Here is a 12062-nt window from a genome sequence, read left to right as displayed (position 1 = left end):
CCTGCCGGCCTCACTGCACATCGACGCACCCACACCCGAGGTCGACTGGACCACCGGATCGGTACGGCTGCTCACCGAGACCCGCCCGTGGGACACCACCGACCGGCCCCGCCGGTTCGCCGTCTCGTCCTTCGGCATCAGCGGCACCAACGCCCACGCCATCCTCGAAGCACCCCCGGCGGAAGCGTCCCCTGCGGCGGGATCGGACCCGCGACGTGGGACCGCGCTGCCGTGGGCGCTGTCCGCGCAGAGCGTCGAGGCGTTGCGGGCCCAGGCCGTACGACTGCGTGACCTGCTCGACCGGGAAGACCTCGACCCGTTCGACGTCGGTGCCGCGCTCGCCGGAACCCGGGCCACCCTCGGGCACCGGGCGGTCCTGACGGCCGCCGACCGGGACGGGCTTGCCGCCGCGCTCACCGCGCTCGCATCCGGCGAGCCCGCCCCCGCGCTGGTGACCGGCACGGCACGGGACCGCCGGACGGCCTTCCTGTTCACCGGTCAGGGCGCGCAACGACCCGGCATGGGCGCCGCGCTCGCCGAGCGGTTCCCGCTCTTCGCCGCCACCTTCCACGAGATCTGCGAACGCTTCGCCGCCCTCGGCGTACCGCTGCGTGAAGCGATCGGCGACGACCGGATCCACGAGACCGGCTACACCCAGGCGGGCCTGTTCGCCTTCGAGGTGGCCCTCTACCGGCTGCTGACCTCGTGGGGTGTCGAACCGGACCACCTGCTCGGCCATTCGATCGGCGAGATCGCCGCCGTGCACGCCGCCGGTGTCCTGGATCTCGACGACGCGGTCACCCTGGTGGCGGCCCGCGGCCGGCTGATGCAGGCCCTGCCCGGGGGCGGGGCGATGCTCGCGGTGCAGGCCCCGGAGAACGAGGTCCGTGAAGTGATCGCCGGGCTCGACGTGGACATCGCGGCCGTCAACGGGCCGGCGGCGGTCGTGCTCTCCGGTCCGGTGCGGACGATGGACACTCTGACCTCGCGATTCGCCAAGACGACCCGGCTGACCGTGTCGCACGCGTTCCACTCGTCGCTCATGGAACCGATGCTCGCCGAGTTCGCCGCCGTCGCGGGCACACTGACGTACCGGCGACCGGTCGTCCCGGTGATGTCCGGTCTGACCGGCGAACCGGCCACCGAGTACACGGCCGGCTACTGGGTGCGGCACGCGCGGGAGACGGTCCGGTTCGCCGACGGTGTCACCTGGCTGCAGGACCACGGCGTCTCGGCGTTCGTCGAGCTCGGCCCCGACGGAGTGCTCACCGCGATGGCCGCCGCGAGCCTGCGGCCGGCAGCCGGCGGTGAACTCGAACCCGTCACGGTGGCCTGCCAGCGCCGGCAGCGCGACGACGCCGGCACCCTGGCCGACGCTGTCGCCCGGCTGTACACCGAGGGAGCGGCGGTCCGCTGGGACACCTGGTACGACAGAGCCGCCACGCGACCGGTCGACCTGCCGACGTACGCCTTCCAGCGGGAGCGGTACTGGCTCGGTGACCCGGCCGCCGGCACGGACGCGGGACCGGTCCCGGGCAACGCCGCGGAGCAGCACTTCTGGTCGGCGGTGGCTGGGGGAGACCTGGACACGATCGCGTCGGACCTGGAGTTCGCCGCGGGCCCGGTGTCCCGGGAGGCGCTCGGCAGCGTGCTGCCCGCCCTGTCGGCATGGCACCGGCGGCAGCAGGAACAGGTAGCCGTCCTCGGCATGCGCTACGCCGTGCGCTGGGAACCGCTCGACGGTCCGGGAACCCCTCCGGCGACCGGACCGTGGCTGGTCATCGGCGCACCGGAGCACATCGGTGCGCTGGAGAGCGAGGTCGTCACCGTCCGGGACGTGCCCGACCGGGCCGGCCTGGCCGTCGCGATCCGCGCCGCGGCGCAGGGCGTCACACCGGCCGGGCTGCTGTGGGTACCGCCCGCCGGGATCGGCGACGCGGCCGAACGTGTGCTCACGGTGGTCCAGGCACTGGACGACTCCGGCATCGGCGTACGACTGTGGTGCCTCACCCGGAACGCCGTGCAGACCGGCGCCGACACCGCCGTCGACGTGGGACACGCTGAGATCTGGGGCTTCGGCCGGGCCGCAGCACTGGACTGGCCGAACACCTGGGGCGGACTGATCGACGGTCCGGCCCGCTGGACCGTCCGTTCCCGGGCCGGCCTCGGCCGGGTGCTCGGCGGCGACGAGGACCAGGTCGCCCTCCGCGACAGTGGTGCGGTGGCCCGCCGGCTCGTGCGAGCCGTCGCGCCGCAACCGGCCGGCCGCTCGCCCTGGCGGCCGACCGGCACCGTGGTCGTCACCGGTGGAACCGGAGCCCTGGGCGCCGAGGTCGCCCGGTGGCTCGCCGAGCGGGGAGCCGAACATCTGCTCCTGCTCAGCCGCCGCGGTGAGGAGGCGCCCGGCGTTGCCGAGCTGGGCGCCGCCCTCACCGCGGCCGGGACCGCCGTGACCGTCGCCGCCTGCGACGTCGCCGACCGCGCCGCGCTCGCCGAGGTGCTCGCGGCCGTTCCCGCGGACCGGCCGATCACCGGGGTGGTGCACACCGCCGGAGTCGACACCGGGCACGCGCTGGACACCGCCACTCCGGACCATGTGGCGAGCGTCCTGCGGGCCAAGGTCGACGGAGCCGTACACCTCGACGAGCTGCTCGCCGGCGTGCCGCTCGACGCGTTCGTGCTGTTCTCGTCGATCGCCGGAGTCTGGGGCAGCGGCCATCAGGCGGCATACAGTGCCGCCAACGCGGCGCTCGACGCGCTCGCCGAGCAGCGTCGCGTCCGGGGCGAGACCGCACTCGCGGTCGCGTGGGGCCCGTGGGCCGGCACCGGGATGGCGGCGACCGAGGAGGCCTCGGCGTACCTGCGCCGGCGCGGGCTGCGGCCGATGGAGGCACGTGCGGCACTGACGGCGCTGGGCCAGGCCGTCGACCACGACGAGACGTGCGTGACGGTCGCCGACGTGGACTGGACGGCGTTCTTGACCAGCTTCACCGCCATGCGGCCCAGTCCGTTGATGCGGGCGGTGGCACCGCGGGCCGAGGACGTCGTGCCGGCGGGTGGTACGGCCGGGACCGCCCCGGACGACGGCGAGGCCGGGCGGCTGCACGCACGACTCGCCGAGATCCCGGCCGCCGACCGGTACCGGGTGCTGGCCGACCTGGTCTGCCGCACCGCCGCGGACACCCTCGGCTACTCCGGCGGCACCGGGGTCGAGGAGAACCGCAGCTTCAAGGAACTCGGCTTCGACTCGCTGACCGCGGTCGAGCTGCGCAACCGGCTGAACGCGGCGACGGCACTGGCCCTGCCGATCTCGCTCGTGTTCGACCACCCGACGCCGGCGGCGGCCGCGGCCCTGCTGGAACGGGAACTGTGCGCCGGAATGGACGGCGGCTCCGGCCCCGACCACCAGGAGACAGCGCTGCGGGCCGCGCTGGCGACCGTGCCGCTGGCCCGGCTCCGGGACGCCGGCGTCCTGGACGTGCTGCTGCGCGTCGCGGGACTGGCCACCGACGACGAACCGGCCGGTAACGGACCGGCGGCCGAGGAGATCGACGACCTCGACGTCGACGCATTGATCCAGATCGCGCTCGAGAACGACAACGACTGATGTTGCTGACGACGTTCCACGGTGGGGGATCCTGATGAGCGACCGCGCGGAGAAGACGGTCGAAGCGCTGCGCGCTTCGTTGAAGGAGATCGAGCGTCTGCGTCAGCAGAACCGGGAGCTGGTGAGCGCCGCCCGGGAACCGATCGCGATCGTCGGGATGGGTTGCCGGCTGCCCGGCGGGGTCACCGATCCCGACCAGCTGTGGCGGCTCGTCGCCGAGGGCCGCGACGCGATCGGCGGCTTCCCGGTCAACCGGGGGTGGGACGATCTCCCGGACGACCCGGAGGCCCCGGCGTACGCGCGTCAGGGCGGCTTCGTCCACGACGCCGACGCCTTCGACGCGGGCCTGTTCGGCATCAGCCCCCGGGAAGCCCTCGCCATGGACCCGCAGCAGCGGCTGATCCTGGAATCGGCGTGGGAGACCGTGGAACGCGCCGGCATCGATCCGCTGGCCCTGCGCGGCAGCCGCACCGGCGTGTTCGTCGGCGCGTCCTCCTCCTGGTACGGCGCCGGAGTCGCCGCCAAGGAGACCGAAGGCCATCTGCTCACCGGCACCGCCAACAGCGTGATCTCCGGCCGGATCGCCTACACACTCGGACTCGAAGGCCCCGCCGTCACCATCGACACGGCCTGCTCCTCGTCACTGGTCGCGCTGCACCTGGCCGCGCAGGCGCTGCGCCAGGGCGAGTGCACGCTCGCCATCGTCGGCGGCGTCACCGTCATCCCCGGCCCCGCCGTGTTCGCCGAGTTCGCCCGGCAGGGCGGCCTGGCCGGCGACGGCCGCTGCAAGTCGTACGCCTCCGACGCCGACGGCACCGGCTGGTCCGAAGGTGCCGCGGTGCTCGTCGTCGAACGGCTGAGCGAGGCCCGCCGGCTCGGCCACGACGTGCTCGCGGTCATCCGTGGCAGCGGGGTCAACCAGGACGGCGCGTCCAACGGCCTGACCGCCCCGAACGGGCCCGCGCAGGAACGGGTGATCCGGCAGGCGCTTGCCGGCGCCCGTCTGGTGCCGGACGACATCGACGCCGTCGAGGGACACGGCACCGGCACCACGCTGGGTGACCCGATCGAGGCGTACGCGCTGCACCAGACGTACGGCCGGGACCGGACCACCGGGCGGTCGCTGTGGCTCGGATCGCTGAAGTCCAACATCGGGCACACCCAGGCCGCCTCGGGTATCGCCGGCATCATCAAGATGGTGATGGCGATCCGCCACGGCGAACTGCCCCGCACCCTGCACGCCGAGGTCCCGGACCCGAACATCGGCTGGGCACCCGGCGGTGTCGAACTGCTCAACGAGTCCCGGCCGTGGCCGGTCACCGGGCAGCCGCGCCGGGCCGCGGTGTCGTCGTTCGGGATCAGCGGCACGAACGCGCACACCATCATCGAGGAGGCACCGCCGGTCGAGCGGACCGTCGCCGAGACGGTCACGGCACCTCGGGTCGTGCCGATCCCGCTGTCCGCCGGCTCCGCGGCCGCCCTGCGTGCCCTGGCCGGGCGGATGCGTGACCGGGTCACCGCCGAACCGGTCACCGACCTGGTGTCGCTCGGCCTGTCCGCGGCCACCACCCGCGCCGCCCTGGAACACCGCGCCGTCGTACTGGCCGGCGACCACGCCGCGGCCGTGGCCGGGCTCGACGCGCTCACCGACGGCCGGCCGGACCCCGCTCTCCTGCGGGGCAGCGTGCTGTCCGGCCGTACCGCGATCCTGTTCACTGGGCAGGGAGCCCAGCGCGCCCGGATGGGCAGCGCGCTCGCCGAGGCGTTCCCGGTCTTCGCCGACGCGTACGCCGCGGTGTGCGAGCGTTTCGCCGGACAGCTGGAACGCCCGCTCGCCGACGTCGTCGACGAGGACGGCGACGCCCTGAACCAGACCGTATACACGCAGGCCGGCCTGTTCGCCTACGAGGTCGCGCTCTACCGGCTCCTGGAGAGCTGGGGGATCAGCCCCGACTTCCTGCTCGGCCACTCGATCGGTGAGATCGTCGCGGCCCACGTCGCCGACGTGCTGAGCCTGGACGACGCGGTGACGCTGGTCGCCGCCCGCGGCCGGTTGATGCAGGCGCTCCCGGCGGGCGGCGCGATGCTCGCCGTCCGGGCGACCGAGGCCGAGGTCCGGGCCGAACTGACCGGCGGGCTGGACATCGCCGCGGTCAACGGCCCCAACGCGGTGGTCGTCTCCGGCGACGCCGCGGCGATCGACGCACTGGCACCGCGGTTCGCGAAGACGACCCGGCTGACGGTGTCGCACGCGTTCCACTCGTCGCTGATGGAGCCGATGCTGGCGCAGTTCGCGACGGTGGCGGCCGGCATCTCGTACGGCTCGCCGCGTATCCCGATCGTCTCGAACCTCACCGGTGCGCCCGTCGACGCGTTCAGCGCCGGTTACTGGGTACGGCACGTGCGGGAGGCGGTGCGGTTCGCCGACGGCATCGCCTGGCTGCACGCCCAGGGCACCACCCGGTTCCTCGAGGCCGGCCCGGACGCGGTACTGACCACGATGACCCGGCTCTGCCTCGACGGTGCCGAGACCGTGGTCGCCCCGGCCGGACGCCGCGACCACGACGAGGTGCGGACACTGCTCGGTGCCGTCGGCCTGCTGCACGCCCACGGCACGCAGGTGGACTGGCGGGCGATGTACGCCGGCTGGGGCGGCACCCCGGTCGGCCTGCCGACCTACCCGTTCCAGCGCGAACACTACTGGCTCGGTACGACCGCCGGCCGTCCCGCCGCCCCGGCGGAGGCCCCGCGCTACACCGTCACCTGGGAACCGGTCGAGACCGGCACCGGCCGGCTCGACGGCACATGGCTGCTCGCCACCGAGACCGGCGGCGCGGCCGAGGATGTCGCTGCCGCACTCCGGCTCGCCGGCGCCACCGTGGCCGAGTTCGTCATCGGCGCCGAACCCGACCGTACCGACCTCACCGCACGGTTGCGGGCGTTCGACGGCGTCACCGGCATCGTTGCCGCGGGCACCGGAGCGCCCTCCGTGATCGCGCTGCTCGGCGCCGCCCGGGACGCCGGCACCGGGCCGCTGTGGTGCCTGACCCGCGGCGCCGTCACGACCGGACCCGGCGACGCCGTCACCGACGCCACCGCCGCGCAGCTGTGGGGCCTCGGCCGGGTCGCCGCGCTGGAGGCCCCGGCAGTGTGGGGCGGGCTGGCCGATCTGGACACCGTCGCGGACGACATCACGGCCGGTCAGCTCGCGCGGATCCTGTCCCAGCCGGTCGGCGCCGGCGCGTTCGAGGACCAGGTCGCCGTGCGGGCCGGCACCACCCTGGGCCGTCGGCTGGTCCCGGCCGCCGAGTCCCCGGCGGCCGCCGGCCACGGGCCGTGGCAGCCGTGCGGCACCGTCCTGGTCACCGGCGGTACCGGCGCCCTCGGCGGTCACGCGGCACGGTGGCTGGCCGAGCGGGGGACCCCGCACATCATGCTGCTGTCCCGGCGCGGGGCGGACGCCCCCGGCAACGACGAGCTGGTGAACGCGCTCACCGCGTACGGCAGCCGGGTCTCGATCGTCGCCTGCGACGTCGCGGACGCCGAAGCACTCGCCGCAACCATCGCGGAGGTTCCCGGCGACCTGCCGATCACCGGCGTGATCCACACCGCCGGCGCGATCGACGCGACCGCCCTCGACGACCTCACCCCGGAGTCGTACGCCGCGGTCCTGCGCGCCAAGGTCGACGGCGCGGCCAACCTCGACCGGCTGCTCGCCGGCGCCGACCTCGACGTCTTCGTCATGTACTCGAGCATCGCCGGCACCTGGGGCAGCGGTGGGCAGGCCGCCTACAGTGCCGCCAACGCCTACCTCGACGCACTCGCCGCCGACCGCCGCCACCGGGGCCGTCCGGCCACATCGGTCGCCTGGGGACCGTGGGCCGGTGACGGGATGCTCGCCGCCGGGGACGCCGAGACGTACCTGCGCCGCCGCGGCCTCAACCCCCTCGACCCGGCCCGGGCGATCGCCGCGCTGGCCCGCGCCGTCGACCACGGTGAGACTTCCGTCGTGGTCGCCGACGTCGACTGGAACCGGTTCGAGCCCGCGTTCACGTCGAGCCGCCCGTCGCGGCTCTTCACCGTCCTGCGGACACCCGCCGAAAGCACGCCCGCCCCGGGAGCCGGCGACGACGCCCTCCGGGCCCGGTTGCGTGCGGCCGGCGAGACCGAACGGCTCCGGCTGACGCTCACTCTCGTCCGTACCGAGGTCGCCACGGTCCTCGGCTACGCCGGTATCGAATCGGTCGAACCCCAGCGTCCGTTCAAGGCACTCGGATTCGACTCGCTCACCGCCGTCGAGCTGCGCGACCGGCTGAACACGGTCACCGGGCTGAGGCTGCCGGCGAGTCTCGTCTACGACTACCCGAGCCCGGCGGCGCTGGCCGCCCATCTGGCCGCGACGATCCTCGGCACCGGCGACGACCCGGTCCGGACCGCCGCCGAGCAGCCGGCCGGTACCGGCGACCCGATCGCCATCGTCGCCATCAGCTGCCGGTACGCCGGTGACGTACGAAGTCCGGAAGACCTTTGGCGGCTGGTCGCGGACGGCGGCGACGCGGTGTCGACGTTCCCGTCCGACCGCGGCTGGGACCTCGCCGGGCTCTACCACCCGGACCCCGAGCACAGCGGCACGTCCTACACCCGCCACGGCGGCTTCATCAGCGACATCGCGGACTTCGACGCCGGCATGTTCGGCATCTCACCGCGCGAGGCCCTGGCGATGGACCCGCAGCAGCGGCTCCTGCTCGAAACCAGCTGGGAGGCGTTCGAGCGGGCCCGCATCGACCCGACTTCGCTCAACGGCAGCCGTACCGGCGTGTTCATCGGCTCGAACAGCCAGGACTACCTGGCCCTGCTCATGGCCGGCGACGGTGACGCCGAAGGTTACGTCGCCACCGGAAGCGCGGCGAGCGTCGTCTCGGGCCGGATCGCGTACGCCTTCGGCCTCGAGGGCCCGGCCGTCACGGTCGACACCGCCTGCTCGTCGTCACTGGTCGCGATCCACCTCGCGGCACAGGCACTGCGAGCGGGTGAGTGCACGCTCGCACTCACCGGCGGTGTCGCGCTGATGTCGACGCCGGGCATCTTCACCGAGTTCTCCCGCCAGCGCGGCCTGGCCGTGGACGGCCGCTGCAAGGCGTTCGCCGACGCGGCCGACGGCACCGGCTGGGGTGAGGGCGTCGGCCTGCTCCTGCTGGAACGGCTGTCCGACGCCGAACGCAACGGCCACGAGGTACTGGCCGTCCTGCGGAGCAGTGCGATCAACCAGGACGGTGCGTCGAACGGTCTGACCGCGCCGAACGGTCCGTCGCAGCAGCGGGTGATCCGGCAGGCGCTGGCGAGCGCGGGGCTGCGAGCGTCCGATGTGGATGCGGTGGAGGCGCACGGTACGGGTACCCGGCTGGGTGACCCGATCGAGGCGCAGGCGTTGCTGGCGACCTATGGCCAGGACCGGGACGAGCCGTTGTGGCTGGGGTCGGTGAAGTCGAACATCGGCCACACGCAGGCCGCGTCCGGCGTCGCGGGAGTCATCAAGATGGTGATGGCGATGCGGTACGGCCTACTGCCGGCCACCCTGCACGTCGACGCACCGTCCTCGCACGTCGACTGGTCCGCCGGGTCGGTGAGTCTGCTGACCGAGGCCCGCGACTGGACCCGGGGCGAACGCGCCCGCCGGGCCGGCGTGTCCTCGTTCGGTATGAGCGGCACCAACGCCCACGTCATCATCGAGGAGGCACCCGCCGCCACGCCCGCGGAACCCGTCGAGACGGTCACCGCGCCCGTGGTGCCGTGGATCCTGTCCGCCCGGTCCGGGACGGCCCTCGCCGGACAGGCACAGAGACTCGCAGCGTTCGCGACCGGCCGGCCCGAACTGGAGCCCGCCGCGATCGCCCGGGCGCTGACCGCGTCCCGGGCAGCCCTCGCCCACCGCGCCGTTGTCGTCGGCGGGACCGCGGACGAACTGATCGCCGGCCTCACCTCCCTGCAGCCGGGTGAGCCGGTAGGTGACGTCGATGGTGGTGTGGTGCTGGTCTTCCCCGGTCAGGGAAGTCAGTGGCTGGGGATGGCGGTGGATCTGCTGGCGGAGTCGCCGGTGTTCGCCGCCCGGATCGCCGAATGCGCGGCGGCGCTCGACGAGCACGTGGACTGGTCACTGCTCGACGTGCTGCGCAGCGACGACGACACGCTGCTGCAGCGCGTCGACGTCGTCCAGCCGGTGCTGTGGGCGGTGATGGTGTCGCTGGCTGAGCAGTGGCGGGCGCTGGGTGTGGATGTCGCCGGTGTGGTGGGGCATTCGCAGGGTGAGATCGCGGCGGCGGTGGTTGCCGGGGTGTTGTCGTTGTCCGACGGTGCTCGGGTGGTGGCGGTGCGGTCGCGGGCGTTGCGGGCGATCGCGGGTACGGGTGGCATGTTGGCGGTGGCTGTCGATGAGGAGTCGGCGGCGGCGTTGATCGAGGGTGTCGGCGGGGTGTCGGTGGCTGCGGTCAACGGTCCGGCGTCCGTGGTGCTCTCCGGCGACGTCGCGGGAATCGAGGCGGTCCAGGCCCGGTGTGCGGAGCGGGGTGTGTGGTGCCGGCGGGTGCCGGTCGACTACGCGTCGCATTGCGCTCATGTCGATGTGGTGCGTGACGAGCTCCTGGCCGCGTTCGACGGTTTGACGCCGCTGGCTGGTGAGGTGCCGTTCTATTCGACGGTGACCGGTGGGCGCATTGATCCGGTGGAGCTGGGTGCCGGGTACTGGTTCGAGAATTTGCGGCGGCCGGTGCGTTTCGATGAGGTGGTCGGTGGTCTGATCGCTGCCGGTCATCGGCTGTTCGTCGAGGTGAGCCCGCATCCGGTCCTGACCGCCGGTGTCGGCGAACGCGGTGGTGTCGCGGTCGGATCGTTGCGGCGGGATCAGGGCGGCTGGGTGCAGTTCCTGCGGTCGGCCGGTGAGTTGTGGGCGCGGGGCGGGCATGTCGACTGGTCGGTGGTGCTCGGTGACGGACCGGTCAGCGAACTGCCCACGTACGCGTTCCAGCGGCAGCGGTTCTGGCCGGCCGTCACCGTACGCAGCGGCGACGCGGCCGCCATCGGGCTCTCCGAGGTACGGCACCCGCTGCTCGGCGCCGGCGTCGCACTCGCCGACGGAGACGGCATCGTCCTGTCCGGCCGGTGGTCACTCGGATCCGTGCCGTGGTTCGCCGATCACGCGGTCGCCGGCCAGGTCGTCGTACCCGGCACCGCCTTCGTCGAACTGGCCTGGCAGGCGTGCCTCGCCGTCGGTGCCGCGGCCGTACGCGACCTGTCACTGCAGACACCCCTCGTACTGACCGCCGACGCCGGGGTGTCCGTGCAGATCCGGGTCGGCGCGGCGGAGGACGGCGGCGACCGTACGATCCGGGTGTTCTCCCGGACCGGCGGCGAGAATCCACTCGACGCCGGAGACGACTGGATCTGCCACGCGTCCGGCGTGATCGGCGCCGCCCCTCCGGTGCACGGCGACGAGCCGGACACCTGGCCGCCCGCGGAGGCGATCGCCGTCGACGTGACCGGCTTCTACGAGGCCGGAGCGGAAGCCGGATACGGATACGGCCCGGCGTTCCAGGGTCTGCGCCGCGCCTGGCGGGTCGGTGACGACATCTACGCCGACGTCGAACTCCCCGAGTCGGAGCAGCCCGACGCCTACGGTGTCCACCCGGCGCTGCTCGACGCGGCGCTGCACGGCATCGGCCTCGGTGACCTCGCCGGCACCGGATCCGGCCCGATGCTGCCGTTCTCCTGGTCCGGCGTCACGCTCCACGCCCGGGGTGCGTCGATGCTGCGGGTACGCCTGTCCCGCGCCGACGGCGGCGGGGTCAGCGTGCGGCTGGCCGACGCGACCGGCGTACCGGTGGCCTCGATCGAACGTCTCGTCCTTCGCGCCTGGGACGGCACACCCACCGCGAACACCGCCACCCGCGACGCGTTGTTGCGGGTGGAGTGGTCGTTGGTGCGGGGTGCGTCGCCGGTTTCTTCGGATGTTGGGGTGGAGGTGTGGCGGGTTGGTTCGCCGGATGTGGTGGTGGTGCTGGAGCGGGTGCAGGGTTGGCTGGCTTCGGGTGTTGAGGGTGTGCTGGTGGTGGCGGTGAGTGGTGCTGTCGCTGTGGGTGGTGTGCTGGTGGATCCGCAGGCCTCGGGGGTGTGGGGTTTGTTGCGGTCGGCGCAGTCGGAGAATCCGGGTCGAATCGTGCTGGCCGATGTGGACGGTGTGGTGGCCGAGGACGTTCTGCGTGGTCTGGCGGTTTTGGATGAGCCGCAGGTGGCGGTTCGTGGTGATGGGTTGTGGGTGCCGCGGTTGGTGCGGGCGTTGCCGTCGTCGTCGCTGGTGGTGCCGGATACGGCTGCCTGGCATCTGGATGTGGTGGGTGGTGCGTCGCTGGATTGTCTGCGGCTGGTCCCGGCTGAGGAGGTGCCGGTTGGTGCTGGCCAGGTG

Annotated in this window: 2 protein-coding genes; both read left to right on the top strand. The window is 73.4% G+C overall.

Going from position 1 to position 12062, the window contains the following annotated elements; translation table 11 throughout:
* Nucleotides 1-3607, top strand: a 3607-nt coding sequence (locus AB0G04_RS43725) for an SDR family NAD(P)-dependent oxidoreductase (protein ID WP_360996528.1), incomplete at its 5' end; no start/stop codon positions are given.
* A 34-nt stretch (nucleotides 3608-3641) separates the two neighbouring features.
* A partial coding sequence (locus AB0G04_RS43720) for an SDR family NAD(P)-dependent oxidoreductase (RefSeq protein ID WP_360996525.1) occupies nucleotides 3642-12062 on the top strand: 8421 nt, incomplete at its 3' end.

Origin of the sequence: Actinoplanes sp. NPDC023801, assembly GCF_040639655.1 — a bacterium.
Taxonomy (GTDB): Bacteria; Actinomycetota; Actinomycetes; order Mycobacteriales; family Micromonosporaceae; genus Actinoplanes.
This window is presented reverse-complemented; position numbering and strand designations above follow the sequence as displayed.